Consider the following 25,237-nt stretch of genomic DNA (forward strand, 5'->3'; position numbering starts at 1 on the left):
GCGTCCGTGAATCACGACGTCATGATGACCCGGCTGTTCTGCCTGCCGCGACCGAAATTTCCGGCGGCCTTGTACCGCCTCCCCCGTGGTCGTCGATTTACCTGGTCAGGAACTTCTGTCGACCTGCTCAGGACCGTCGGCTCAGTGCGCGCCGAACAGGTCCAGCAGCTCCGTTCTGGCGAACATGCGGGCCGTGTCGACGGCCGACGGCGTGCCCTGGGAGGGGTCGGCGCCGGCCTCCATCAGGACCGTGATGACGTCCGTCTCACCTTTGAACACGGCTCCGGCGAGCGGGGTCTGTCCGCGGTCGTTGATGCGGTCGGCCTCGGCGCCGCGGGCCAGCAGGGCCCGGACCGCCTCGGCGTGGCCGTGGTACGCGGCGAGCATCAGGAGCGAGTCGCCGCGGTCGTTGGTGAGGTTGGCCGGAACGCCCGCGTCGACGTACGCCACGAGCTCCTCGGTCTGTCCCCGACGAGCCAGATCGAAGATCTTGGTCGCCAGCTCCACGACCTCGGGGTCGGGGGCTTCGGTCATCGGCCGGACCGCCTCTCGCTACAACCGTTCAGGTGAATCGCCAGCGTACTGGCTCGTCGTCCACATGGCCGGTGCCGATCGAGGCAAAGATCACGTATGCCCCTGTTCGCCGTGATTCTCCTGCCAGGGCGACCCGCCAACCCTGCCGCCACCTGGGGGAAATGAGTAGTTTTTCACCCGGTTGCACCTTTTATCGTATGGATACATCCTGTGAGCCTGGAAGTACTCATGGTGACTGTCCCCGCGAACCAGGAGAAACCAAATGATCCTGTCCATGTCAGGCGTGGTCCTGCTCGGCGTCGTCGTCTTCCTCTTCTTCCGCAAGGACGGGCTGAAGGGGTCGCACGCCATCGTCTCGGCCCTGTTCGGGTTCTACATGTCCAGCACGGCCATCGCCCCGAGCATCAAGGCCGGCGGCGAGAGCCTGGCCAGCCTTCTCGGCGGCATCAAGTTCTGACGCCGCACGTCGTTGTCCGTACGCACCTCCAGGAGACAGCAGTGGCCCGGCGCCCCCTCCCCCGCATCCTGAGCACAGGCAGCGCGCAGATCGCCCGGAGCCGGGAGCTGGCCCGGACGGCAGCCGACAGCGCCATCGATGTCCTCCATCCGCTGATCACGCTGACCCGCGGACTGCGCCGGCTGGCATCGGCCGGGCGGCGCAGATGGACCGGGACCCCCAAGGACAGGCGCGGTCCGCTGCTGTTCCTGGTGGCTTCGGCGATCCTGGTCGTGGTGCTCGTGCCGTACGGCCCGCTGCTCGCCGTCGTCACCCTGATGGCGGCGGCGGCCTGGCAGGGCCGGGACCGCACCCCACCGGCTCCCGATGGCCCTGACGAATCGCAGATCGAGCGACTCCAGGTGCTGTACGAGGCCCTCGTCCCGCACTTCTCGGCGGCCGAAGACCCGTCTCCCCTCTACGCCCACGGCGGCGACTGGGAGACGGTCTTCCCGACCCAGCGGTTCGACGAGTCGGGCCGCGTGGCCCACCTGGTGATCCGCTATCCGGCGTACTTCCCGGACGGCGAGGCCGCCTCACGCGCGCGGATCGAGCAGTTGCTCGCCGCGAAGTCCGGCCGCGGCCGCGAGTACCTCTTCGTCTGGGACGAGGAGGGCAACGAGCTCACGGTCGATGTCCTCTCCCCCCTTCCCACCGACATCGCGGCCCAGCGTTTCGTCACCGCTCCCGGCGAGACGGTGCTGGGCTTCACGGACCCCTCCCGGGTGCGGCGCACTCTCCCGCTCGCCTTCGGCGCGGACCGGCGCGACGTCCCTCCGGTCGTCTGGCGCACCGGTATCCGCTCCACCGAGCCGCACCTGCTGGCGGTCGGCCAGCCGGGCAGCGGCACCTCGACCCTCCTGCGTTCCCTCGCTCTCCAGGCCCTGCAACACGGGGACGTGCTGATCGTCGAGGGCGGCGGGACCGGCGAGTACGCCTGCCTGGCCGGCCGGGAAGGCGTCCTCGCCGTCGAGATCGGACTCGACGGCGCGCTGGCCGCGCTGGAATGGGCGACCGGCGAGACCGAGCGCCGGCTCATCGCCGCCAACCGGGCCCGCCAGGCAGGAGAGCCGGCGCCGGAAGACACCAAGCGTCCGCTGTGGATCATCCTGGACCGCCCCACCGCCTTCACCCACCTGGCCCAGGCCGGCGGCCACAAGGATCCGCAGTCCCTCCTCCAGGTCCCCCTGCGACACGGCCGCGCGGCCGCCGTCACGGTGGTCGTGGCCGAGCAGTTCGACGCCCTGGACTCCCTGAACGACGTGGTGCACCAGCACACCCGCGCGCGGGTCGCCCTAGGGGCGGCGTCGGCGGAAGACCTGGCGGCGGTGCTCGGCGCGCCCCCGCACACCACCCCGGTCGACGACGTCCCGCCGGGGCGCGGATACGCCCGGCTGGGCTCGGCGCCGGTCCACCGTCTTCAGGTCCCTGCCACACCGGACCCGTACGACGACGCGACGAGCGACGCGCACGTACAGGCGGTGCTGGACCTGCTGCCGCCACGCTGCGCGCCGGCCGGTGCGGAGACGGTGTCCGACACGGGAAGTCCCGTCGCAACGGAGACCGGGGCCGACGCGGAGAGTCCGGACGGCACGGAGAGTCCGGCCGACGCGGGGACTCCGGCCGACGCGGGGACTCCGGACGGTATGGAGGGACCGGCCGAGGTCGAGCCGCGGCCGACGCCGGTGGGCGCCGCCGTCCCGAGGATCGTCGTCACGAAGGCGGCGACTCCGGCGGCCCCTGATCCTCAGACCGTCACCGCGCAGAACGTCGGTGCGCGGAACGCGACTGCGCAGACCATGACTGCGACCGCGCGGACGACGGTCCCGGAGACGGCTCTGCTGGAGAGGCCGGTCCTGGAGACGGCGGCTCCGGAGGCGGCAGTGGCGAAGACGACCACCGCGGAGTAGCCGGACCCGGACCGGGACCGACCGGGCGCCGACGCAGCACCGCGTCCCTCCGACGGGCCGGGGCGGACGCCTGCGCCGACCGCGTCCGGCCGAGTGGCCAAGCACTTCACCCGTCCCTCCCGCCTCTCCGCCGACCCCCCACCCGGCACCCCACCGAGCACGCGCCCGGGCCGACGGACCTGCGCGAGGGACATGCGAGACGACGATGCGCGACGAACGTGGGACGCCCGTCCGGGACGCCCGTTCCGCCCTCAGCCGATTCCGGCTCCCGCGCCCGTTCCGGCTCCCGCGCTCGGTCCCGTTCCCGCTCCCGCTCCCGCTCCCGCTACGCCACGAACGTGCGTGGTCCCTCGCCGCCCACCGTGCCGCCGCTCTCCACGATCCGCGCGGCGGCGGCCAGACGCACGGCCGCCTCGTCAGCCACGGCGCCTCCCACGGTGAACGGCAGCCGCACATACCCCTCGAAGGCGCCGTCGACCCCGAACCGGGGGCCGGAGGGCACCCGCAGTCCCACCCGCTCCCCCGCCTCGGCCAGCCGGGAACCCGACAGCCCGCCGGCCCGCACCCACAGGGTCAGACCGCCCTCGGGGACGGCGAACTCCCACTCCGGCAGCTCCCGCCGTACCGCCGCGACCAGGTCGTCCCGGTTCCCGCGGGCCTGGCTTCGTCGCAACTCCACGGCCTGCTCCCAGCCGCCGGTGCTGAACAGCCAGTTCACCGCCAGCTGCTCCAGCACCGGCGTGCCCAGGTCGGCATAGGCGCGGGCCGCCACCAGGCTGCGGATGACGTCCGGTGCCGCCCGCACCCACCCGATGCGCATCCCGGCCCAGAAGGCCTTGCTCGCCGAACCGACCGTGATCACGGTCGACCCTCCGGCGTCGAAGCCGCACACGGGCCGGGGCATCCGTACGTCGTCGAGCCACAGTTCGCTCATGGTCTCGTCGGCGACCAGCACCGTCCCGGCCGAGCGGGCCGCCTCCACCAGCCGGCGTCGCTGGTCGTCGTCGGCGAGCGCCCCGGTCGGGTTGTGGAAGTCGGCGACGACGTACGCGATGCGCGGCGCGGCGTCGCGCAGGACCTGACGCCAGCGGTCCATGTCCCAGCCGGCCAGGCCGTCGGCCATGGCCACGGGCACCAGCCGGGCGCCCGCCTCGCGCATGAGCTGAAGGATGTTGGCGTAGGAGGGCGACTCGACGGCGATGCGCTCGCCGCGCCCGCCGAAGAGGTGGCAGATGGCGTCGATGGCCCCCATGGCCCCGGTCGTGACCATGATCTGCTCGGGCATCGTCGGGATCCCGCGCGCGCTGTAGCGCTCGGCGATCATCGCGCGCAGCGCCGGCAGGCCCGCCGGGTAGTCACCGTGCGTGTGGGCGTACGGAGGCAGCTCCTCCAGGGCGCCCTGCACGGCACGGGTGAGCCAGGGTTCGGGCGCGGGCAGAGCCGCGCAGCCCAGGTCGATGATGGAACCCAGGCTCTCGGGGGGCAGCGGTTCCAGTCCCCGGGCCGGGACGGGGTTGCCCGCCGGCACGGCCGTCCAGCTGCCGGCGCCGCGCCGGGACTCCAGGAAACCCTCCGCGCGCAGCGCCTCGTAGGCTGCGGCGACGGTCGTGCGGCTCACGGAGAGGGAAAGGGCCAGCTCCCGTTCGGCGGGCAGCCGGGCAGCGACGGGGACCCGGCCTTCGAGCACCAGCAGCCGGACGCCGTCGGCGAGGGCGCGGTAGGCGGGCGGACGCCGGGCGCCGGGGCCGACCGGGCGGTCCTGCTGGGACTTGAGGAGCCTCGCGAGCTGCGCGGCCCCCACCGCAGAAGTCCACTGCGCCATGATTACCAGTCCACCTTCCCCGAATTGGCCATGGATGACGTGCGCTTCCACGCCACAGAGTGTCACGAGTCAGGCCACTGCCACCACCGGGGGTCCCCTTGTCCGAGCCGTCACCGCAGGAAACCTCCTCGCGGGAACCCAACGGCCGTGTCGTCCGCAGGCTGCTCCAGCTCTACGCCGGCCTCGCGCTGTACGGCGCCAGCTCCGCCCTGCTCGTCCAGGCGGGCCTGGGCCTGGAGCCGTGGAACGTGCTGCACCAGGGTCTCGCCGAGCTGACCGGGCTGTCGATCGGCGTCGTGTCGATCGGCGTGGGCGCGGCGGTGCTGCTGCTCTGGATCCCGCTGCGCCAGCGGCCGGGCCTCGGCACGGTCTCCAACGTGTTCGTCGTCGGGCTCGCCATGGACGGCACCCTCGCGTGCGTCCCGGAGGCGCGCACACTGGCCGCGCAGGCGCCCCTGCTGGTGGCCGGGCTCGTCCTCAACGGCGCGGCCACCGGCCTGTACATCTCGGCCGGCTTCGGGCCGGGTCCGCGGGACGGGCTGATGACCGGTCTGCACCGGCGCACCGGTCGTTCGGTCCGCCTGATGCGGACGACGGTGGAGGTGGCGGTCGTGGCGACCGGGTTCGCCCTCGGCGGCACGATCGGCGTCGGCACGCTGCTGTACGCGGTCACGATCGGACCGCTCGCCCAGTTCTTCCTGCGGGTGTTCGCCGTTCCCGCGGCATCCGGCGGCAGCGCGGTCGTTGCCACCGGGACACCGCAGGGAGCAATACTGCGTCCGTGACCAGCCTCGTACGCCACCCGTACCTCGACCATCCGGGGCCCATCCCGTTCGCGCACCGCGGCGGGGCCGCGGCCGGTCTGGAGAACACCGTGGCGCAGTTCCGGCGCGCGGTGGACGCGGGGTACCGCTATGTCGAGACGGATGTGCACGCCACGCGGGACGGCAGACTCGTGGCCTTCCACGACTCGACGCTGGACCGGGTGACCGACGGCGCGGGCCGCATAGCCGATCTGATGTGGTCGCAGGTGCGGCAGGCGCGCGTGGGGGGCAAGGAGCCGGTGCCGCTCTTCGAGGAACTCCTGGAGACGTTCCCCGGGGTGCGGTGGAACGTCGACCTCAAGGCGGAGCCCGCTCTGCATCCACTGCTCAACCTGATCGCCCGCGCGGACGCCTGGGACCGTGTCTGCGTCGGCTCGTTCTCGGAGGCGCGCGTTGCCCGTGCCCAGCGACTGGCCGGGCCACGCCTGGCGACGTCGTACGGCACCCGGGGCGTGCTCGACCTGCGGCTGAACTCCTGGGGGGTGCCCGCGAGGCCGCGCAGCTCGGCGATCGCCGCGCAGGTTCCCGAGGCCCGGTCGGGCATCCAGGTCGTCGACCGCCGCTTCGTCCGCGCCGCCCACGCGCGCGGGCTGCAGGTCCACGTGTGGACGATCAACGATCCGGATCGGATGCACCGGCTCCTGGACCTGGGAGTCGATGGCATCATGACCGATCACATCGACGCGTTGCGCAAGGTCATGGAGGACCGGGGCGTCTGGGTCTGACCTCGGGCCCACCGCCCGCACGCGGTTCCGGCACCGGGAGGCGAGGGCGCGGGTGGGAATCGAGACCGTGCGGACGGCTGCGTCCGACGAAGCCGTCGGGCGGCGGCGCGAGCAGCGCGGCTGGTACTTCTACGACTGGGCGTGCTCCGTCTACTCGACGAGCGTGCTCACCGTGTTCCTGGGCCCCTATCTGACCTCGGTCGCCAGGGCGGCGGCGGACGCCGACGGGTATGTGCATCCCCTGGGCGTCCCCGTCCGGGCGGGCTCCTTCTTCGCCTACTCGGTGTCCCTGTCGGTGATCGTGGCCGTCGTGGTGATGCCTCTGGTGGGCGCGGCCGCCGACCGCACCGGGCGCAAGAAGCCGCTGCTGGGCGCCGCCGCCTATGTGGGCGCCGCGGCCACGACCGCCATGTTCTTCCTCGGCGGCGACCGGTATCTCCTGGGCGGCGCGCTGCTGATCGTGGCGAACGCGGCCCAGTCGGTGGCGATGATGCTCTACAACTCCTATCTGCCGCAGATCGCCCCGCCCGAGGAACGCGACGCGGTCTCCTCCCGGGGCTGGGCGTTCGGCTATGCGGCGGGCTCGCTGGTCCTCGTCCTGAACCTGGTCCTCTATCTCGCCCACGACTCCTTCGGAGTCTCCGAGTCGACGGCCGTCCGCATCTGCCTGGCCTCGGCCGGGCTGTGGTGGGGCGGCTTCGCGCTGATCCCGCTGCTGCGGCTGCGCGACCGGCCGGCCGCCGTGCGGGAGGAGGCGACGGCTCCGGGGCTGCGGCAGCTCGCCGCGACGGTCCGCGACATGCGCCGCCATCGGCTGACCCTCTCGTTCCTCCTGGCATACCTCGTCTACAACGACGGCATCCAGACGGTGATCTCCCAGGCCTCGGTCTACGGCTCCGAGGAGCTGGGCCTCGGTCAGTCCACGCTGATCGGCGCCGTGCTGCTGGTGCAGCTCCTCGCGGTGGCGGGCGCCCTGGGGATGGGACGGCTGGCTCGGAGGTACGGCGCCAAGCGGACCATTCTCGGCTCGTTGGCGGCCTGGACGCTCACCCTGGGCGCGGGATACTTCCTGCCTGCCGGGGCGCCGGTGGGGTTCTTCCTGCTGGCGGCAGCCATCGGACTGGTCCTCGGCGGCAGCCAGGCCCTGTCCCGCTCCCTGTTCTCCCATCTCGTCCCGCCCGGCAAGGAGGCCGAGTACTTCTCGGCGTACGAGATGAGCGACCGCGGCATGAGCTGGCTCGGTCCGCTGCTGTTCGGGATCACCTACCAGCTCACCGGCAGCTATCGCGACGCGATCGTCTCTCTGGTGGCCTTCTTCGTGATCGGGTTCGTGCTGCTCGCGCGGGTACCCGTGCGGCGGGCGATCGGCGACGCGGGGAACCCGGTGCCCGAGAAGATTTAGCGCTCAAGGCGAAAGGGCGGTAGTGTACGCGTTTGGCCCGCCAGGCGTACCGTTACTGCGCGTCAAAGATGCCGAAACGCTGGGTGACATCTCCTTTCAGATGTGACAAACCGGGCGCCGGTGGGTACTGCACTGGTTGACAAGGCTGCGGCTACGACGGCGAGGCACGACCCCGAACGGACTCGGCTCGGGAATCTTTACCGCCGCCCGGACGTTGACCGGATGACGACGACAGCGACACACCTGTCCTGTGGGCGACAAGCCCGGGAGGCACGATTCATGAGTGAGCGAGCTCTTCGCGGCACGCGCCTCGTGGTGACCAGCTACGAGACGGACCGCGGTATCGACCTGGCCCCGCGCCAGGCCGTGGAGTACGCATGCGAGAAGGGGCACCGGTTTGAAATGCCCTTCTCGGTCGAGGCGGAGATTCCGCCGGAGTGGGAGTGCAAGGTCTGTGGAGCCCCTGCACTTCTGGTCGACGGCGACGGCCCTGAGGAAAAGAAGGCCAAGCCCGCGCGTACGCACTGGGACATGCTGATGGAGCGGCGGACCCGCGAGGAACTGGAAGAGGTCCTCGAGGAGCGCCTGGCCGTTCTGCGGTCCGGGGCGATGAACCTCGCGGTACATCCCCGCGACAGCCGTAAAAGCGCGTAGCTCCTTCAGGGGCTGCGCCGACTTCACAGCGCACGAACAATGACCGCGGGCGCCGTACGTGAAACACGTACGGCGCCCGCGGTCATTGTGCTGCCCGCCCCGCGGTCCTGCCCGCCCTGGTCGCCCGTTTCCGCCTGTGCTCGCCTGACTGTCTCCGCGCGTGCGCACGGGGCACTGCGCGGAGGCCGGCCACCGACGCCCGCGCTCGGGAGCGGGGGCGTCGGGGAGCGGTGGTCGTAGTCCGATGGCGGGGCGGGGTCACCGCGGCCCTGGAGCCGGGGGCACCGGGAGTCGAGAGCGAGGGGGTGGAACCCGGGATCCGGGGCGCCGGACCCGGGGCGGAAGCCGGCTCTCCGAGGTCAGTGCTCGTCCCGGATGACCTCGCCCTGCACCACCTTGCCGTCCGGGCGGTGGATGCGGGCCTGCTGGAAGGCGTCGCCCAGGGAGCCGGGCGTGGCCGCGGCCTCGCGCAGCTTGCGCTCCCCGTAGCCGCTGACCGCCTTCTGGACCGGCGGGAGCAGCAGGAGCAGACCGATCGCGTCGGAGGCCAGGCCCGGGATCATCAGGAGGAGGCCCCCGAGCATCATGAGACCGTTACCGCCGCCCTTGCGGGGGGCCGTGCCGCGCTGAAGCGCCTCGTTCAGGTTCCGGAAGGCCCGGCGCCCGGCCCGCTTGATCACGACGGCGCCGAGGACGAAGCCGGCGACGAGGATCAGGAGGACCGCCGGCCCGCTCGTCGCACCCGCGACCACGGTCAGCAGCCAGATCTCCAGCACCAGCCAGGCGGCGAGGCCCAGCGGCAGGAACGTCCGCAGGCGGGAGCGGCGGGGCTGGGTCCGTCGGGGCTGCGTCCGTGGGGGCCGGGCGTCGGTCGGGTACGCGGGGATCGGAGAGCCGGTCGTCATGCCTCCAGTGTGCCCGGACGGGGCTCAGAGCGGCATAAGAGGCGGCTCAGCCGTCGCGGTGGGACCTGCCGTCGCCCTGCGAGGCGCCGCCGGCCTCCGTCCCGGCCGCGTCGCTGTCGGGCTTGACGGCGTCGCCGCCGGACTCCGTGGCGTCGCCGCCTGACTCGACGGACTTCGGGGTGCCGCCGTGGGCCGGGGCGGGCGTCTGCGGACGCTCCGGCTGGTCGGTTCCCCGCCCGGTGATCTTGCCGACCCGCTCCCCCACGCCCCACGCCGTGACCCGCCACAGCGCCTCGACGAGGATGTCGCGGCTCATCTTGGAGTCGCCGAGTTCACGCTCGACGAACGTGATGGGCACCTCCACCACGTGGAAGCCGGCCTTGACCGCACGGCGGGCGAGGTCGACCTGGAAGCAGTACCCCTGGGAGGCCACCTCGTCGAGGCCGAGGCCCTCCAGGGTCTCGCGGCGGAAGGCACGGTAGCCGCCGGTGATGTCGCGCAGCGGAAGGTCGAGGGCGAGGCGGGAGTAGAGGCTGCCGCCCCGGGAGATGACCTCGCGGGATCTGGGCCAGTTCACGACCCGTCCGCCCGGCACCCAGCGGGAGCCCAGGACCAGGTCGGCGCCCTTGAGCGCGGTGAGGAGGCGCGGCAGTTCCTCGGGCTGGTGGGAGCCGTCGGCGTCCATCTCGATCAGCACGCCGTAGCCGTTGTCCAGGCCCCAGTGGAAGCCCGCGAGGTAGGCCGCGCCGAGTCCCTCCTTGCCCTTGCGGTGGAGCACCTGGACCTGGTCGTCCTCGGCGGCCAGTTCGTCGGCGAGCTTGCCGGTGCCGTCGGGGCTGTTGTCGTCGGCCACGAGGACGTGGGCCTCCGGGACAGCCTTGCGCACCCGGCCGACGATGCTCTTGATGTTCTCCGCCTCGTTGTAGGTCGGGATGATCACCAAGGCCGTGCCGAGCGGACCGAACTGCCGTCCCCGGTCCTGTGCCGCTCGGGTCCCGTCGCCGTCGTTCACTGCTGCCCCTTCAAGTCCGTACGCAGGGGACCACCATAGTGGCCGCGGCCTGCGATGACGTGACAGGACGTTCGAAAGGCGGTGTCGAGTCCACGAAAGCGGGGCGACAACGCGCTTCTGAGCTCGTATGCACCCCCGGGACCGTCCGGCCCCCGGTTTCCGCCCCGGGCGGGCCTTGTGCAAGCCCGCTGCGGATGGGGGCCCGGCGCTCTTCGGGCCGGCCCGGGATCCGCTGGCTGCGGGTCTACCGAAAGCCGTTGTCTACTGAGCGCCCGGGCCCCACCCGGGTCACACCTCCCCGACCGGCCGGAACGTCCCTCGCTGCGGCGCGGGCACTGAGCCTGGCTGCCAGTGGCGGTGCGCCGGTCACGGCACACCGTCCCTGACCCAGCGGCACCGCGGCGAGTGCGCGGACGTTCCCCGGCGGGGCGTCCGGTGGTGGACTCCGCCGAACCTACCGGGCCGCCGCAGTCGGCTGTCAACAGCCGTTCGACCTGCGAGTCTTTCACCAACGCCCTGGTCAGAGGGGAGGAGGGGCCACCGGCACGACGCCAGGCGGACGGGTGATCTTCGCCGCGCCGACCGGGGAGATCACTCGCTCGGGCGCACGAACACGGTCCGGCCGCCCACCACGGTCCGCAGGCACACCGGCAGACCGGCCCCCGGGGTCAGATCGGGCAGGCCCGGGGTGCCGGAGCGGGGGTCGGTGGACCAGCGGGCGACCCGGTCGTCGGGAGCCTGGACGACGAGCTCGTCCGTCCGCCAGACCGCGTAGTCGGCGGGCGCGCCCGGGACCAGGACGCCCGCGTCGTCGCGTCCGACGGCCCGCCAGCCGCCGCGCGTGTGAGCCGTGAACGCGGCGCGTACGGAGACGCGGTGCCCGGGGGTGCGGTGGAAGGCGGCGGCGCGGACCGTGCCCCAGGGGTCGAGGGGGGTGACCGGGCTGTCCGAGCCGAAGGCGAGCGGAACGCCGGTCCGCAGCAGGGCGGCGAAGGGGTTCAGCGTGCGGGCCCGCTCGACGCCCAGGCGCTGCGCGTACATGCCCTCATCGCCACCCCACAGCGCGTCGAAGGCGGGCTGGACGGAGGCGGTGAGTCCCAGTTCGGCGAAGGCGGCGATCGTCTCCGGCGTGAGCATCTCGGCGTGCTCCACCCGGTGGCGGGCGGCGCGGATCCGGGCGAGACCGGTCTTCTCCGCCGCGGCCCGGATCCCTTCGACGACGGCGCTCACGGCGGCGTCGCCGATGGCGTGGAACCCCGCCTGAAGGCCGGCCTCGGTACAGGCCGTCACATGCGCGGCCACCTCGGCGGCGTCCAGAAAGGCGGCGCCGGTGTGGTCCGCGTCGGCGTACGGGCCGTGCAGACAGGCGGTGTGGGAGCCGAGGGCGCCGTCGACGAACAGGTCCCCGGCGGCGCCGAGCGCGCCCAGCTCCCGGGCTTTGTCGACGTCCTGCTCCGCCCAGTAGCCGACGACCCGCGGGCCGCTCTCCTCGGCGGCGAGCCGCAGCAGGTCGGTGAAGTCGTCCTCGGAGGAGATCTCCGGACCGCCGCACTCGTGAACGGAGCCGATGCCGAGGGACACGGCGTGCGCGAGGGCGGCCCGCTGTGCCTCGGCGCGCTGCGCGGGCGTCACGGCTGCGAACGCGGCGGCGCGGACGGCGTGGTGCGCGTCCCGGGTCAGCGGCTCCCCGTCCACGTGACCGGCCGCGGTTCGCACGCCGGGCGTCACATCGAGCAGGGCGGTGGTGGCGACGGCCGAGTGGACGTCGATCCGGCTGAGGTAGAGCGGCCGGCCGCCCGTGGCCTCGTCCAGTTCCTCGCGCCGGGGAGGACGCCCCTCCGGCCAGCGGGAGGCGTCCCAGCCGTGCCCGAGCAGCACCTTGTCCTGCGGACGGGCGGCCGCGAAGTCCCGCACACGGGCGAGAGCGGCGGCCAGGGAGGGGGCGCCCGACAGGTCGAGTCCGGTCAGCGCGAGACCGGTGGACGTGGTGTGCACATGAGCGTCGGTGAACGCGGGCGCGACGAGGGCGCCGTCAAGGTCGACGATCTCGTCGACGCCGTCCGCGAAGGCGTCGGCGGCGCCCTCGGAGCCGACCCATGCGACCTGGCCGCGCTCGACCACCATCGCGGTCGCGAACGGGTCGGCGGGGCTGTGGACCTCTCCGCGGCGGAGCAGGACGGTCTTCGGCTGGGGGGCGCGCTCACTCATGGGGAACAGTCTCGCGCCTCGCGCCGGCCACCCGGCACGGGGCCCTCGGATCCGCGACGGCTGTCCTGGGCCTGGGGCCCCTCAGATCCGCGGCGGCCGGGCCTCGTACGGGGTGGACAGAGCTACCGTCGTGCGCGTCGACACCCCCGCGAGCGCCCTGATCCGCCCCAGGAGTTCCTCCAGTTCGTGCGGGGTGGCCACGCGCACCTTGAGGATGTAGTTCTCGTCGCCGGCGACGCTGTGGCAGGCCTCGATCTCGTGCACACCCGCCAGCCGCTCGGCGATGTCGTCGGGGGCGCTGGGGTCGAACGGCTTCACCGAGATGAAGGCGGTCAGGGGCAGCCCGACGGCCTCCGGATCGACGACGGCCGCGTACCCGCGGATGACGCCGCGCTGTTCCAGCCGGCGCACCCGCTGGTGCACGGCGGACGTGGACAGGCCCGTGGCCTTGCCCAGGTCGGTGTAACTCATCCGCCCGTCCCTGACGAGCAGCTGCACGATTTGCCGGTCCAGCTCCTCCATGACGTAAGAACCTACCGTGCGGCCGATCTCCGCGTATACGTATGCAGCCCAGGTCATAGCCGGTTCGTGATGTGCCGGGCCGGATGGGGCGTGCGGCATCTGCAAACGGCATGTGACGAATGCCACAGCACTTGTCAAGGCTTCGTGACGGCCCCGTGGTTACCGCCCGGACGGGCTGGGAAGTGCTTGCTGTGGTCGAGGCCGCAGTGCCGTCACGACCCAGCCCGAGGGGGAGAATCCCATGCAGAGTCTTAAGCGCCCTGGCCGCACCGCGCCCAAGCGGCTCCAGTCGGTCATCGAGCCCGAGCCGGAGGGCGTCGAACCCTTCGACGCCGACGGTTTCGACGCCGATGACGCCGACCACTTCGACGCGTACGACACCTTCGAGATGTACCGCGTGATCTGCCCGGACTGCGCGCAGCCCATCGCGCTGCTCGCGGACGAGGAGATCCTGCCGGAGCACGCGCTGTGCGCCTCGCCGTGGAACCCGTTCGGCCTCACGGTCTGCGCCGGGACGGGACGCGCAGCGACCGAGGCCCGCTCCGCCGACGAGTCCGCCGAGCCCCAGGAGCAGGAAACCGCACTGCTGCTCACGCTCCCCCAGGGACTGGACTGGCGCACGCAGCCCTTCTCGCACGTCGGCGGCCCGGGCTCACGCCCGATGCGCGTGCCGGTGCTGCGCAGCGCCGCGGCCTGACCAGGATCCTCGCGCCAATCGCCCGGCCGCTCCGACTCCGTCGGCTGCCGCCGTCGCCGGGGGCGCGAGGAACTCCGCCCGTCGGGGCGGTGACCGGTCGCCGAACCGGGCTGGACGACGGATCCCGCACTCCTCGAACGCGTACGCCTCGTTCGGCGCGGCACCACCCGTAGCCCGGTGACCGGTAGTCCGTCACCCCGTAGCCCGGCAGCGAAATCCCTCCGAGCGAAAGGGATCTGACAGGACGTCAATCAGGAGCATCAGCCTTTCGTGGCGCGCGCGTCAGGTCGAGGTCGTGTCGGCCGGGACGGACGACCGTGGCCGGCGGTGCGGGCGACCGGGCGGTGGCGTCCCGCCGGGCGGTGCAGCCGATCAAGGTGCCGGAATCCGTGTGCCGGGGGCGGCAGTTCGGCCGGATCGCGGGTCGACTCGCCCCGGCAGGGCGCCTCGTGCACTGCCATGTCGCCCGGAAACCGTGGAGAGACCTCGTACCGGAACGGGTACCCCTTGCTCTCTCGCCCCGCGAGGCGGGACACGACCGACCGAGCCGGGACACCTTCCGAACTCTCGCTCTGCGGGGGCGGTGGGGTGACCTGTCGGGCGGCCCGCCGTTGCCTGGTATGACTCCCACCTGTTCGGCCGCGCCCGGGCGTCACCGCCATCTTCTCGTTCCGCCGCGCCCTGGACCCGCCCGCGGGGGACCGGTTCCGCAGGCCGCGTCGAGCGCTCAGGACCCGCCCATCTACCGTGACCTGCTGCGCACCTGGGCCGACCGGGGCCGGACCCGGCCGGGCCGCAACGGTCCCGAGTGTGGGCGTCTGACGGCAGCCCCGCAGGTGCGGCCGGGGCCGTTCAGCGGCTCGGGGGATCCGCTGGGCGACGGGCGCTGACGGCCCGCCGAGCCCGGCGGCAGGCTCTCGACGAGCCTCGGGGCCCCGGCCGGCGCGGGCGACGCCGGCCGGACGGTGAGGACGGCGGCGCAGCCGTGCCCGCAGCGCCGCGTTCCGCACCGTATGACCGGCCGGCCGGGGAGGAGGGACACGAGCTCCCCCGGCCGCCTCGGCGTCAGCCCTCGCGGCGGGCCGGTACGGGCGCGGGGAAGGCGGGGTCGAGTTCCTCGATGGCGCGCAGACAGCAGCCCAGCGTCTTCACCAGCAGGTCGCCCATGACCTCGCGGGAGAGTTCGGGGCGGGCGATCCACTCCAGCGTGGCCCCCTCCACGCTGCACACCCAGGACAGCAGGGCCATGCGGGGCAGCGGCGGGACGTCGCTGCGGCCGTACGCGCCCTCGGCGAGGGTCGCCACGATCGCGGCCCGCACGCCGTCCCGGATGGCGTGCACCTCGGTGTCGAAACCGACGCCGCCGCTGACGATCGTTCGGTAGGCGGCCTGATTGTGCTCGGCGTAGCGCAGATATCCGTCGATGGTGCGCTGCACCCGGTCCACCTGGGGCAGATCCATGCCGCTCGCCGCGAAGGCGACCAGATCGGCGACGGAGTCCTGGATGATCGCCAGGTAGTAGCCGCGCTTGGACTGGAAGTAGTAGTAGATCAACCCCTTGGCGACGTGCGCCTGCCGGGCGATGTCGTCCATCGAGAGCGCGTCGTAGGACGTGTCGGCGAACAACTTCCGCCCGATGGAGATGAGTTCGGCGCGGCGCGCCAGTGAGCGCTCGGTACCGCGCGCCCGGGGGCGGACGGCTTCGCGCTGTTCACTGATATTCAAGGTCGACCCTGGTCTCGGGCGGTCGGCGGGACTTCCGCAGTATGTCAGGTCAACCGTGCGTCAGATCAAGCCAGTCAGAGCAGCCCGAGCCTGGTGACCAGCATCGCGACGACCACGACGAGGACCCAGCCCACGATGTGCTCCAGGATCTTCGGGCCGTCGGCGTCGGGGCCTCCGGTGCGGACCGGTGCTGCGGTGGCTGTCTGTTCGGTCATGGTGTCTCGCCGAGTTCGGACGTACGGGTGGATCCCCCTACGATCCGTCCACTTTGCCACCCGCCCGGGTCCGGGCGGCAGAGACGTTGCTCACACGGGGACGCCCACGGCGGTGAGGGCCTCGCGCTGGCGGGCGGTCGGCAGCGCCGGGAAGTAGAGATAGCAGACGCCGCCGCTGCCGGAGGCCACTCTGCCGCTCGCGTCGTGGCGTCTGGTCCTGAGCCAGATGTTCTCGAACTCCCGCCGCCGGTACACGCGTCGCACCGCCTCGTCGTCCGCCGAGAACGGGTCGTTGGCGATCACGTCTCCCTGGGCCGTGAAGCCGATCACGGTCATCAGGTGGCCCGAGGTGCCGTACCCCGCCCCTGTCAGCTCCGTCTTCAGGAAGGACTGCGACGTCAGAGCCGGGATCCCGGCGGCGATCAGCCTTTCCAGGTCGGCGAGGGAGCCGAGCCGGGTCACCACGCCCTGCAGACCGGCGAAGGTCGCCGCATAAGCGACGTTGAACGGCCAGTTGCCGCAGCCGCCGTACTGGTAGTCGTACGTGAACCGGGCGGCGTGGCACACCTGCGGATCGCTGTAGGAGGGGTCGACCCAGGCCAGCTGCTCGGGCGTGAGCCGGCCGCCCCAGAACTCGATGATCATCTGCGAGGAGGTGGGACTGCACCAGGCCTCGCCGCCGTTGTCGTACTCGGGGTAGCGGCCCCGGTGGATCTCCTGCGAATAGCGCGGGACGACCAGCTCCCGCGCAACTGACGGCACGGAGGCCGGGACGGTGAAGCGGTCCGGGACGTCGGAGCCCGTGGCGCCCAGTCGCCACACGGTCGGGGTGGCATCGGTCCCGGGACGGCGGTACAGGGTGAGCCGGAGCCTGACCGCGGCGACGCGTAGACCCGTCGAGGCGTCGTCGACGGCCAAGGTGTCGGTCCGGACGGAGCTCCTGCCGTCGGTCTGGCCGTCGACCGAGGTGCGCCTGATGTCCTGGTCGCCGGACGCCCAGCGGCCCATCACGTACCAGGGGGTGCCCCTGCCGTCGGAGTACGTGCCCTTCAGCTCGACCTGGATCCAGGTGCCGGCCGGGGTGTCCGCGTTCCAGGAGGCGATCACCTCCGTGGCCGGGACGGCGAGCGCCCGGACCGGGGACGTCCAGGTCGCGTACTCCCAGGCCGCGGTGGTCCTGGTGTGCGGGTCCGTGTAGTCGACGGATCCGAGCGGGTCGGCGATGACGACGCCCGGGCGGACCCCCGCCTGGACACGGGTGCCCTGCACGGCGCCGGTGCGCCAGTCGGCGTAGGTGATCCAGGCGCGGTGGTCGACGGATCGGACCGCGGCCGATCCGGCGTCGCCGGTCTCCGTCGCGCCCGCGGCCGTCGCGGCTGTCGCCGCCGTCGCGGCCGGGGCCGGTCCACCGGCGACGGCGGCGGCGACCGCGGCGGCGAGGACTCTCCTGCGGGACGGCTGTTCGGCTGTGGTCATGGGCGGAAGGACCCCCGAGGTCTCGGCGCGGCTGTGCGGCCACTATGGACGGCTGCGGGCGCGCCTTCCAGCACCGCCGCCCGGGCCACGCCCACGAACGAGGGCCCGGACCACCGGTGTGGCGTACGGACGTAGAATTGCCCGCCGCACCGACGGGTCCGTCCTTCTGCCGTCCCACCCGGCCGTCCCGCTGCTCCTGCCCACCCCGCCCGTCCCCCTGCTCCCGGCCCTCCCGCTCGTCCCGCGGGCCGCCTCCTCTCCCCCCTCCTCCCTCTCCTCCTCGCACACCTGGACCCGCCATCCGTCAGCTCGCCTCCCGGCTCCGCCGCCTGCCGCCGTCCTGCGGGCCGGTCCGTCTGATCGGCGTCGACGGACACGCCGGCTCGGGGAAGTCCACCTTCGCCGCGGCGCTGGCCGGGGCGCTGGGCGGAGCGCCGGTCCTGCATCTCGACGACATCGCCTCGCACGACGAGCTCTTCGCGTGGACCGGGCGGCTGCTGACCCAGGTGATCGAACCCTTCGGCCGCGGCGAGAGCGCGCGGTACACCCCCTACGACTGGCGCGCCCGTCGCTTCGGCCCGTCTCGGCCGCTGCCCGCCGGACCCGTCGTCCTCATGGAGGGAGTCGGTGCGGGCCGGCGCGCACTGCGGCCCGCGCTCGCGTGCCTGCTGTGGATGGACGTACCGGCACGGGAGGCCTGGGCGCGCGGCCGGTCCCGTGACGGGGAGGAGCAGCGGGAGTTCTGGGACGGCTGGGTTTCGGCCGAAGCCGGCCACTTCGCCGAGGACCCGTCGCGACCGTACGCCGACTTGCTGGTACGGCAGTTGCAGGAGGGATACGCGGTGCTGCGGGGGCCGATGGGAGCGCCTGGTCCGGACCAGGATGTCACCCACCGTGAGGGCCCGGCCGCGATGTGACGAGACGGTGAAGGTCCCTGCACTCGAACTTCGCCAAGTGCTTCAACTCCGCTTGACCGACGGCCCGTACAGGTCTTACGTTCTGAATGTGCGGCATCGAAGCCGCCCCCAGACGCGAAGCCCCCGGTTGTTCCCCCGTGATCGGGGGCTTCGTTCTGCCCTCCTCCGGTTCCGCCCTCCCCTTTCGGGCGCGACGCGCCACCGTTCACTCACCCTGGGTCACGGTCCGGTTGTGCGCCCCGTCTGCTCCCACCTCGTCGAACGGGCACGTGCGGCACCCTACGGCGGGCGACGCCCACGCAGGTACGATGCCATCGGTGCGACCTGGACTGCTGCGCGCACCTTGCAACTCCGGTCCGCGGCACAGCGGTTCGACCAAGGCAGCCGACGGGCGACGGCCCGGCGGCAGACCGACGGGGCACGGTTTGTGGGGGACGTGATGGACTTCGGCACGCAGGGCCCGGAGGCCCCGGCCGATCTGGCCTGGCTGCGAGGCGTGGACGCCTACACCATGGGCGCCTATCCGCAGGCGGAGGAGGAGTTCCGCACCGCGGTGCGGATCGATCCCGGGATGGCCGACGGCTGGCTGGGGCTGCACGCGCTGCGCGTCGACACGACGACCGCGCTGCTGCGGATGTTCCGCCACCGCGAGCGCTTCGGCGAACAGCGGACCCGGCACCGCCGCACCCTCAACTCCTGGTACTGGCTGGGCTGGTGGGTGCAACCGGTGCTGGAGAGCCCACGCGATCTGCTCCTCGCGCACGCCTCGCACTGGCTCGACGGCCGCCATGTGCCCGAACTGGACCGGGCGCTCGCCGGACTCCCGCCCGTCGACGCCGACCACCAGGTCCGGTTCCTGCACGCCTGCCGCGCCTACCTGGTCAAGGACTGGGAGCAGCTGGTCCGGCACACCGACCCGCTGCTGGACGACTCCCTGCTGGGCATCGAGGCCGGTCTGTTCGGGGGGATGGCCCGGGTGCGCCTGGAGATGTACGGGCAGGCCGAGCCGCTGCTCTCGGCGGCGCTGATGCGCTGCCGCAGCGAGCAGCCGCAGCGCAAGGAACTGCGGTACTGGCTCGCCCGGGCCCACGAGGGCACCGGCCGTTCGGCGGCCGCCCTTCCCCTGTACCGGGCGGTCCACCGCGTCGACGCCGCGTTCATGGACACCTCGGCCCGGCTGGCCGCGATCGCCGAGAGCGACGGGTACGACGGGTACGACGACACCGCCGACCTCGCGGCGATCACGCTCACCGGGCTCGGGCAGGACACGATGGACGGGCCGGACGGCCTCGACCCGCTGTTCGGCACGGAGGGGCGCGATCTCAGGCTCACCGAGCCCGCCGATCCGCCCCCCGTGGTCCCGCTGCCGCCGGTGACCGAACCCGCCGCACGGAACACCGGCCTCGTTCCCTCCGGACCGTTGCCGGCCGGGCCCACCGATCCCGCCCTCCTTGAGGAAGCGCTCGCCGAGCTGGAGCGCATGGTGGGGCTGGAGCCGGTGAAACGCCAGGTCAAGGCCTTGTCCGCCCAGCTCAACATGGCTCGGCTGCGGACCGGGCAGGGACTTCCGGTCCAGCCGCCCAAGCGGCACTTCGTCTTCTCCGGCCCTTCGGGCACCGGAAAGACCACGGTGGCGCGCATCCTCGGCCGGGTCTTCTACGCCCTCGGACTGCTGGGGGGCGACCACCTCGTGGAAGCCCAGCGGGCCGACCTGGTCGGCGAGTACCTGGGCCAGACGGCCGTGAAGGCCAACGAGCTGATCGACTCCGCCCTCGGCGGCGTGCTCTTCGTCGACGAGGCCTACTCGCTCTCCAATTCCGGATACGGCAAGGGCGACGCGTACGGCGACGAAGCGCTCCAGGTGCTGCTGAAGCGGGCCGAGGACAACCGGAACCACCTGGTCGTGATCCTGGCCGGCTATCCCGAGGGCATGGACCGGCTGCTGGCCGCGAACCCCGGGCTGTCCTCCCGGTTCACGACCCGCGTCGACTTCCCCTCCTACCGGCCCCTGGAGCTCACCTCCATCGGCGAGGTGCTGGCCGCGGAGAACGGCGACGCGTGGGACGAGGAGGCGCTGGACGAGCTGCGCTCGATCGCCGGGCACGTCGTCGACCAGGGCTGGATCGACGAGCTGGGCAACGGGCGGTTCCTGCGGACGCTGTACGAGAAGAGCTGCGCCTACCGGGATCTGCGCCTGTCCGCCTACCCGGGCGCGCTGACGCGGGACGACCTGTCGACACTGCGGCTTCCGGACCTGATGCAGGCGTACGGCGAGGTGCTGTCGGGGAGGAGGCCGCAGGATCCGTCGGCCAGGTGACGGATCCCGCGGCGCCTCTCAGCTCGCCAGCGCCTGCTCCGGTTCGTCGCGCGCCGTCGGATCCGTCAGCCGCACCTGGGGAACCTCCCGGTGCGCCGGGTCGGTGACCTCGCCCACCAGGAGTTCCAGCACGTCCTCCAGGGCGACCAGGCCGAGGACCCTGCCGGACGCGTCGGCGACCTGGGCCAGATGGGTCGCCGCCCGGCGCATCACCGTGAGGGCGTCGTCCAGCGGCAGTTCGGACCGGAGCTTGGTCATCGGACGCCACACCTGCTGCGGCACTGCCCGCTCGGAGTCCTCCAGATCCAGGACGTCCTTGACATGCAGGTAGCCCATGTAGGCGCCGTTCTCGGCGGCCACGGGGAAACGGGAGTAACCGGTGCGGGCGGTCAGCTCCACGATCCCGCCCGGGGTGACCGAGGGGCTGACCGTGACCAGGGACTCACGCTTCAGCAGCACGTCGGTCACCGGACGGGAACCCAGCTCCAGCGCGTCCTCGAGCCGCTCCCGCTCCTCGGGACCGAGCAGTCCCGCCTGCCCGGAGTCCTCCAGCAGCCGGTTCAGCTGCTCGCTGGTGACGACGGCCTCGACCTCGTCCTTGGGCTCCACGTGGAAGAGCCGCAGAATGCCCTGGGCGCAGGCGCCGAGAGCCACGGTGATCGGCCGGCAGAGCCGGGCGAAGGCGACCAGGCCGGGGCTGAGCCACAGCGCGGCCTTCTCGGGGGCCGCCATCGCCAGGTTCTTCGGCACCATCTCGCCGATGACGAGGTGGAAGAAGACCACGGCCGCGAGGGCTATGACGTAGCCGAGCGGGTGGATCATCCCGTGCGGGAGACGGATCCACCCGAAAAGCGGCTCCAGCAGCCGGGCGACCGTGGGCTCGGCGACCGCGCCCAGGGTGAGGGAGCAGACGGTGATGCCGAACTGGGCCGCGGCCATCATCTGCGGCAGGCGTTCCAGGCCGTAGAGGACCTGGCGGGCCCGCGCGGTGCCCAGGGGCTCGATCTGGCTGCGGCGGACCGAGACGAGGGCGAACTCGGCGCCCACGAAGAAGCCGTTGGCGAGCACGAGCAGCGCGGCGAAGACGAGTTGCAGGGCGTTCATCGGGTGACCTCCACGACCTGGCCGGTGCGCACCAGCCGGACCCGTTCGGCCCGGTAGTGACCGATCCGGCGCACCGAGAGCCGCCAGCCGGGCAGCTCGGCCCGGTCGCCGACGGCCGGGATACGGCCGAGCAGGTCGGCGACGAGGCCGGCGACCGTCTCGTACGGCCCCTCGGGGACCTCGAGCCCTATGCGCTGCAGCGTGTCGACGCGGCAGCTGCCGTCCACGTCCCAGGCCGGTCTGCCCTCCTCGGGCGGGGCCGCGGCCAGCTCAGGGGCGTCCTGGCCGTCGTGCTCGTCGCGGACCTCGCCGACGATCTCCTCGACGATGTCCTCCAGGGTGACCACCCCGGCCGTGCCGCCGTACTCGTCGACGACGACGGCGATGGGCTGCTCGCTGCGCAGCCGGGCCAGCAGGGGCTGCACGGGCAGGGTCTCGGGAACCTGCAGCGCCGGGCGGGCGATGCGGACGACGGGGGTGCGCAGCCGGTCGCGGACCGGGACCGCCAGGGCGTCCTTGAGATGGACCATGCCGACGACTTCGTCGATCTTCTCGCGGTAGACCGGGAAGCGGGACAGGCCGGTGGCGCGGGTCAGGTTGACCACGTCCTCGGCGGTGGCCGACGACTGCAGGGCGCTGACCTTCACGCGCGGGGTCATGACGTGCTGCGCGGTCAGCTCCGCCAGCGACAGCGTCCGCACGAAGAGGTCGGCCGTGTCCTGTTCCAGCGCGCCGGCCCGGGCCGAGTGGCGGGCCAGGGACACGAGCTCGCCGGGGGTCCGCGCGGAGGCCAGCTCCGCGGTGGGCTCGACGCCCAGGGCACGCACCAGCCGGTTGGCCACGGTGTTGAGAGCCGCGATCACCGGCCGGAAGAGGCGGGAGAAGCCGGCCTGCGGGCCCGCGACGAACCGCGCGACCTGCAAGGGCCTGGACACCGCCCAGTTCTTGGGCACCAGCTCGCCGATCACCATCTGCACGGCGGAGGCCAGCAGCATGCCGACGACCACGGCGACACCGGAGACGGCGCTCCCGGGGATGCCGATCACGGTGAACGGGCCGTGCAGCAGCTCCGCCAGCGCCGGTTCGGCGAGCATGCCGACCACGAGGGAGGTGATGGTGATGCCCAGCTGGGTGCCGGAGAGCTGGAAGGACAGTTCCTTGAGCGAATCGACGACCGTGCGGGCCCGTCGGTCGCCCTCGGCGGCGGCCTTCTCGGCGTCCGGGCGCTCGACCGTGACGAGGCCGAACTCGGCGGCGACGAAGAAGCCGTTGGCGAGGATGAGCAGGAACGCGGCTGCCAGGAGCAGCAAGGGATGGGTCATGATGCCGCCGCCTTGGAACCAGGTCGGACCGGGGCGGCGCAGGTACTACAGGACGAACCGTCCATCGCCGGAGGGAGTCACTCCTCGGGTAGCAGGAACCCCCGTGAGCCCGGCAGGGCACGACAGGGGTGGAGGCGCAGGGACAGCGCCTCCGTCACCAGATTAATCAAGACGGGGCCTTGAACGGCAGGGCGGACGGCCCCGAGTCAGCCCTGATCTTGTTCCGAGGGCGTCTCGGGGTCTCGGACCGACCAGGCTTCCGCGAGCGCCCGCAGGCTGCGTGCGTCGGCGATGGCCTGCCGTTTGTCGATGCCGGGCTGGATGCCGAGGGCGGGCAGGCTGGTGCCGTCGCTGAGGTCGAGGAACACCCAGGGGTCGCCCGGACGGAGGTTCACCCGGAGGATCTCCGCCCACTCGAGCCGCCGCCGGCCCGCGATGTTCACCACGGTGACGCCGGCGTCGTCGGCGTCGACGCGCACCCGGGCGATCCGGGCGAGCACCCAGAAGATGAGGGCGCCGGTGAGGATGAAGCTGAGCCGCTCCCCCGGGCCGAGCTGTTCCAGCAGCATCGCCACGGTGGAGATGACGACGAGGATCGCCGCTCCGGCCGTGATCAGGACCGCGCGGGTCCGGCCGGGCCGGAAGGTGGCGGGAAGGGCGGGCAGGTCGCTGACCGCGTGATCGGACATGTTCCCGGGCCGGTTCAGAGTCGGCAGGCGTGGATGGCCGTGGTCAGGATGGCACGGGCGCCGATGTCGTACAGATCGTCCATGATCTGCTGGGCCTCCTTGGCGGGGACCATGGCACGGACGGCGACCCAGCCCTCGTTGTGCAGCGGGGAGACGGTCGGCGACTCCAGGCCCGGGGTCAGCGCGACGGCCTTCTCCAACTGCTCGACGCGGCAGTCGTAGTCCATCATCACGTAGGTCCGCGCGACCAGGACGCCCTGGAGGCGGCGCAGGAACTGCTGGACCTTCGGCTCGGCGGCGTCCTCGGCGTCCGCGCCGGTGCGGCGGATGACGACGGCCTCGGACTGCATGATCGGGTCGCCGAAGACTTCCAGGCCGGCGTTGCGCAGCGAGGTGCCGGTCTCCACGACGTCGGCGATGACTTCGGCGACGCCCAGTTCGATGGCCGTCTCGACCGCGCCGTCGAGGTGGACGACGGAGGCTTCGACGCCCTGCTCGGCCAGGTGCTTGGCGACGATCCCCTCGTAGGAGGTGGCGATCGTGCGGCCCCTGAGGTCGTCCAGGGTGTGCGCGGTGCCCGGCTTGGCGGCGAAGCGGAAGGTGGAGCGGGCGAAGCCGAGGGGGAGGATCTCCTCGGCTTCGGCGGCGGAGTCGACCAGCAGGTCGCGGCCGGTGACGCCGATGTCGAGGCGGCCGGAGGAGACGTAGATCGCGATGTCGCGGGGGCGGAGGTAGAAGAACTCGACGTCGTTGACCGGGTCGACGATCCGCAGTTCCTTGGACTCGCGGCGCTGCCGGTAGCCGGCCTCATGCAGCATCTCCCCCGCGGGGCCTGACAGGGAACCCTTGTTGGGGACGGCGATGCGCAGCATGAGGTCGGCTTCCTTCGCGTGGTACGGGGAGACGGGGCGGGTGCGGCAGGTGTGTGCGGAGCGGGGTCGGGAGAGCGTTCTACAGGTGGGCGTACACGTCGTCCAGCGAGATTCCGCGGGCGACCATCATCACCTGAACGTGGTAGAGCAGCTGCGAGATCTCCTCGGCGGCCGCCTCCTTGCCCTCGTACTCGGCCGCCATCCAGACCTCGGCGGCCTCTTCGACGACCTTTTTGCCGATGGCATGGACGCCCTTCCCGACCAGTTCGGCGGTGCGGGAAGTGGCGGGGTCGCCGGTGGCGGCCTTCTGCTGGAGCTCGGTGAAGAGCTCCTCGAAAGTCTTGTTCGACATGGTGAGGTCAGCCTAGCTCCAAGACCGGGCGGGTCAGTGCCAGGGTTCGGATACTGAGCGGAGGACGGCCGCGGTGGCCACGGCCGCCGTCACCGCCTCGTGCCCCTTGTCCTCGTGGGAGCCCTCCAGGCCGGCCCGGTCCAGGGCCTGCTCCTCGGTGTCGCACGTGAGGACGCCCATTCCGACGGGCACGCCGGTCTCGACGGAGACCTGGGTGAGGCCCTGGACGACGCCCTGGCACACGTACTCGAAGTGCGGCGTGCCGCCCCGGACGACGACGCCGAGGGCGACGATCGCGTCGTACCCGCGCCCGGCCAGCACCTTGGCGACGACCGGGAGCTCCCAGCTGCCGGGGACCCGCAGCAGGGTCGGCTCGTCGATGCCGAGGTCGTGCAGGGCGCGCAGCGCGCCGTCCACCAGACCGTCCATCACCTTCTCGTGCCACTGCGCCGCGATGACGGCGACCCGGAGGTCACCCACATTGCGTACGGACAGTTCCGGTGCGCCCTTGCCGCTCACGTCTCTCCTCCGATGCCG

At 72.3% G+C, this 25,237-nt stretch carries 24 protein-coding genes; 9 read left to right on the forward strand and 15 right to left on the reverse strand.

Annotated features, from left to right (window positions below; genetic code table 11):
• Positions 1-141: 141 nt before the first annotated feature.
• Positions 142-534, reverse strand: a complete 393-nt coding sequence (locus IE239_RS34430) for an ankyrin repeat domain-containing protein (RefSeq protein ID WP_190153398.1) — start codon at positions 532-534, stop codon at positions 142-144.
• 262 nt (positions 535-796) lie between these two features.
• Here IE239_RS34430 and IE239_RS34435 point away from each other — a divergent pair, with 262 nt between their 5' ends.
• Together IE239_RS34435 and IE239_RS34440 are read left to right on the forward strand one after the other, a co-directional pair.
• Positions 797-991, forward strand: coding sequence for a hypothetical protein (locus IE239_RS34435; RefSeq protein ID WP_190153399.1), 195 nt, complete (start codon positions 797-799; stop codon positions 989-991).
• 41 nt (positions 992-1,032) lie between these two features.
• The gene (locus IE239_RS34440) at positions 1,033-2,940 is read left to right on the forward strand and encodes a P-loop NTPase family protein (protein ID WP_229878551.1); all 1,908 of its coding nucleotides are present in this window, start codon (positions 1,033-1,035) and stop codon (positions 2,938-2,940) included.
• 325 nt (positions 2,941-3,265) lie between these two features.
• On the opposite strand, the gene IE239_RS34445 is transcribed toward IE239_RS34440, so the two are convergent.
• Positions 3,266-4,762: an SCO1417 family PLP biosynthesis transcription factor gene (locus tag IE239_RS34445; RefSeq protein WP_190153400.1), complete on the reverse strand. Its 1,497-nt coding sequence runs from the start codon at positions 4,760-4,762 to the stop codon at positions 3,266-3,268.
• Between the two features lie 98 nt (positions 4,763-4,860).
• Here IE239_RS34445 and yczE point away from each other — a divergent pair, with 98 nt between their 5' ends.
• From yczE to IE239_RS34465, 4 genes are all read left to right on the forward strand, one after another.
• The gene (gene yczE / locus IE239_RS34450) at positions 4,861-5,547 is read left to right on the forward strand and encodes a membrane protein YczE (protein WP_229878552.1); all 687 of its coding nucleotides are present in this window, start codon (positions 4,861-4,863) and stop codon (positions 5,545-5,547) included.
• On the forward strand, positions 5,544-6,311 hold the full coding sequence (locus IE239_RS34455) for a glycerophosphodiester phosphodiesterase family protein (protein WP_190153401.1): 768 nt from the start codon (positions 5,544-5,546) through the stop codon (positions 6,309-6,311). Before yczE ends, IE239_RS34455 begins: the two co-directional genes overlap by 4 nt.
• Positions 6,312-6,363: 52 nt before the next feature.
• On the forward strand, positions 6,364-7,713 hold the full coding sequence (locus IE239_RS34460; RefSeq protein ID WP_190153402.1) for an MFS transporter: 1,350 nt from the start codon (positions 6,364-6,366) through the stop codon (positions 7,711-7,713).
• 279 nt (positions 7,714-7,992) lie between these two features.
• Positions 7,993-8,367, forward strand: coding sequence for an RNA polymerase-binding protein RbpA (locus tag IE239_RS34465; protein WP_020128921.1), 375 nt, complete (start codon positions 7,993-7,995; stop codon positions 8,365-8,367).
• A 359-nt stretch (positions 8,368-8,726) separates the two neighbouring features.
• On the opposite strand, the gene fxsA is transcribed toward IE239_RS34465, so the two are convergent.
• The 4 genes from fxsA to IE239_RS34485 form a co-directional block, all read right to left on the reverse strand.
• Positions 8,727-9,272, reverse strand: a complete 546-nt coding sequence (gene fxsA / locus IE239_RS34470; RefSeq protein WP_190153403.1) for an FxsA family membrane protein — start codon at positions 9,270-9,272, stop codon at positions 8,727-8,729.
• A 46-nt stretch (positions 9,273-9,318) separates the two neighbouring features.
• On the reverse strand, positions 9,319-10,284 hold the full coding sequence (locus tag IE239_RS34475; RefSeq protein WP_190153404.1) for a polyprenol monophosphomannose synthase: 966 nt from the start codon (positions 10,282-10,284) through the stop codon (positions 9,319-9,321).
• A 591-nt stretch (positions 10,285-10,875) separates the two neighbouring features.
• Positions 10,876-12,492, reverse strand: coding sequence for an amidohydrolase (locus tag IE239_RS34480; RefSeq protein WP_190153405.1), 1,617 nt, complete (start codon positions 12,490-12,492; stop codon positions 10,876-10,878).
• A gap of 81 nt (positions 12,493-12,573) precedes the next feature.
• Complete coding sequence (locus tag IE239_RS34485; RefSeq protein ID WP_190153444.1) at positions 12,574-13,014, reverse strand: Lrp/AsnC family transcriptional regulator; 441 nt, start codon at positions 13,012-13,014, stop codon at positions 12,574-12,576.
• 241 nt (positions 13,015-13,255) lie between these two features.
• Here IE239_RS34485 and IE239_RS34490 point away from each other — a divergent pair, with 241 nt between their 5' ends.
• Entirely contained in the window at positions 13,256-13,711 is a 456-nt protein-coding gene (locus IE239_RS34490; protein WP_190153406.1) for a hypothetical protein, read from the forward strand.
• A 1,065-nt stretch (positions 13,712-14,776) separates the two neighbouring features.
• Here IE239_RS34490 and IE239_RS34495 read toward each other — a convergent pair.
• From IE239_RS34495 to IE239_RS34505, 3 genes are all read right to left on the reverse strand, one after another.
• Positions 14,777-15,436 carry a TetR/AcrR family transcriptional regulator gene (locus tag IE239_RS34495; RefSeq protein ID WP_190153407.1) on the reverse strand — a complete coding sequence of 220 codons (660 nt, stop codon included), beginning with the start codon at positions 15,434-15,436 and terminating at the stop codon, positions 14,777-14,779.
• 74 nt (positions 15,437-15,510) lie between these two features.
• Entirely contained in the window at positions 15,511-15,651 is a 141-nt protein-coding gene (locus IE239_RS34500) for an SCO1431 family membrane protein (protein ID WP_190153408.1), read from the reverse strand.
• 90 nt (positions 15,652-15,741) lie between these two features.
• Positions 15,742-17,127: a C39 family peptidase gene (locus IE239_RS34505; RefSeq protein ID WP_190153409.1), complete on the reverse strand. Its 1,386-nt coding sequence runs from the start codon at positions 17,125-17,127 to the stop codon at positions 15,742-15,744.
• 299 nt (positions 17,128-17,426) lie between these two features.
• Between IE239_RS34505 and IE239_RS34510 the strand changes: the two genes are divergently transcribed.
• Both IE239_RS34510 and IE239_RS34515 read left to right on the forward strand, forming a co-directional pair.
• Positions 17,427-18,044, forward strand: coding sequence for a uridine kinase family protein (locus IE239_RS34510; RefSeq protein WP_190153445.1), 618 nt, complete (start codon positions 17,427-17,429; stop codon positions 18,042-18,044).
• A gap of 439 nt (positions 18,045-18,483) precedes the next feature.
• Complete coding sequence (locus IE239_RS34515) at positions 18,484-20,361, forward strand: AAA family ATPase (RefSeq protein ID WP_190153410.1); 1,878 nt, start codon at positions 18,484-18,486, stop codon at positions 20,359-20,361.
• 18 nt (positions 20,362-20,379) lie between these two features.
• Here the strand turns inward: IE239_RS34515 and IE239_RS34520 are convergent, their stop codons facing one another.
• The 6 genes from IE239_RS34520 to ribH all read right to left on the reverse strand — a co-directional run bounded on the left by IE239_RS34520 (position 20,380) and on the right by ribH (position 25,219).
• Positions 20,380-21,465, reverse strand: a complete 1,086-nt coding sequence (locus tag IE239_RS34520; protein ID WP_190153411.1) for a hemolysin family protein — start codon at positions 21,463-21,465, stop codon at positions 20,380-20,382.
• Positions 21,462-22,787, reverse strand: a complete 1,326-nt coding sequence (locus IE239_RS34525; RefSeq protein ID WP_190153412.1) for a hemolysin family protein — start codon at positions 22,785-22,787, stop codon at positions 21,462-21,464. Before IE239_RS34525 ends, IE239_RS34520 begins: the two co-directional genes overlap by 4 nt.
• A 206-nt stretch (positions 22,788-22,993) precedes the next feature.
• A complete protein-coding gene (locus IE239_RS34530; protein ID WP_190153413.1) occupies positions 22,994-23,476 on the reverse strand; it encodes a PH domain-containing protein in 483 nt (160 codons plus the stop codon).
• 14 nt (positions 23,477-23,490) lie between these two features.
• Positions 23,491-24,348 carry an ATP phosphoribosyltransferase gene (gene hisG, locus IE239_RS34535; protein WP_190153414.1) on the reverse strand — a complete coding sequence of 286 codons (858 nt, stop codon included), beginning with the start codon at positions 24,346-24,348 and terminating at the stop codon, positions 23,491-23,493.
• A gap of 79 nt (positions 24,349-24,427) precedes the next feature.
• Complete coding sequence (locus tag IE239_RS34540) at positions 24,428-24,700, reverse strand: phosphoribosyl-ATP diphosphatase (RefSeq protein ID WP_018534786.1); 273 nt, start codon at positions 24,698-24,700, stop codon at positions 24,428-24,430.
• Positions 24,701-24,733: 33 nt separating this feature from the next.
• Positions 24,734-25,219 carry a 6,7-dimethyl-8-ribityllumazine synthase gene (ribH, locus tag IE239_RS34545; protein ID WP_190153415.1) on the reverse strand — a complete coding sequence of 162 codons (486 nt, stop codon included), beginning with the start codon at positions 25,217-25,219 and terminating at the stop codon, positions 24,734-24,736.
• Between the last annotated feature and the right edge of the window lie 18 nt (positions 25,220-25,237).

This window comes from Streptomyces humidus (genome assembly GCF_014649655.1).
GTDB classification, from domain to species: Bacteria; Actinomycetota; Actinomycetes; order Streptomycetales; family Streptomycetaceae; genus Streptomyces; species Streptomyces humidus.

Coding starts and splice junctions, on each gene's coding strand:
- IE239_RS34525 (WP_190153412.1), bottom strand. CDS start 22,787: ATGACCCATCCCTTGCTGCTCCTGGCAGCCGCGTTCCTGCTCATCCTC.
- IE239_RS34515 (WP_190153410.1), top strand. CDS start 18,484: ATGGACTTCGGCACGCAGGGCCCGGAGGCCCCGGCCGATCTGGCCTGG.
- IE239_RS34435 (WP_190153399.1), top strand. CDS start 797: ATGATCCTGTCCATGTCAGGCGTGGTCCTGCTCGGCGTCGTCGTCTTC.
- IE239_RS34490 (WP_190153406.1), top strand. CDS start 13,256: ATGCAGAGTCTTAAGCGCCCTGGCCGCACCGCGCCCAAGCGGCTCCAG.
- hisG (WP_190153414.1), bottom strand. CDS start 24,348: ATGCTGCGCATCGCCGTCCCCAACAAGGGTTCCCTGTCAGGCCCCGCG.
- IE239_RS34500 (WP_190153408.1), bottom strand. CDS start 15,651: ATGACCGAACAGACAGCCACCGCAGCACCGGTCCGCACCGGAGGCCCC.
- IE239_RS34485 (WP_190153444.1), bottom strand. CDS start 13,014: ATGGAGGAGCTGGACCGGCAAATCGTGCAGCTGCTCGTCAGGGACGGG.
- IE239_RS34520 (WP_190153411.1), bottom strand. CDS start 21,465: ATGAACGCCCTGCAACTCGTCTTCGCCGCGCTGCTCGTGCTCGCCAAC.
- IE239_RS34530 (WP_190153413.1), bottom strand. CDS start 23,476: ATGTCCGATCACGCGGTCAGCGACCTGCCCGCCCTTCCCGCCACCTTC.
- IE239_RS34430 (WP_190153398.1), bottom strand. CDS start 534: ATGACCGAAGCCCCCGACCCCGAGGTCGTGGAGCTGGCGACCAAGATC.
- fxsA (WP_190153403.1), bottom strand. CDS start 9,272: ATGACGACCGGCTCTCCGATCCCCGCGTACCCGACCGACGCCCGGCCC.
- IE239_RS34505 (WP_190153409.1), bottom strand. CDS start 17,127: ATGACCACAGCCGAACAGCCGTCCCGCAGGAGAGTCCTCGCCGCCGCG.
- IE239_RS34540 (WP_018534786.1), bottom strand. CDS start 24,700: ATGTCGAACAAGACTTTCGAGGAGCTCTTCACCGAGCTCCAGCAGAAG.
- IE239_RS34445 (WP_190153400.1), bottom strand. CDS start 4,762: ATGGCGCAGTGGACTTCTGCGGTGGGGGCCGCGCAGCTCGCGAGGCTC.
- IE239_RS34465 (WP_020128921.1), top strand. CDS start 7,993: ATGAGTGAGCGAGCTCTTCGCGGCACGCGCCTCGTGGTGACCAGCTAC.
- IE239_RS34480 (WP_190153405.1), bottom strand. CDS start 12,492: ATGAGTGAGCGCGCCCCCCAGCCGAAGACCGTCCTGCTCCGCCGCGGA.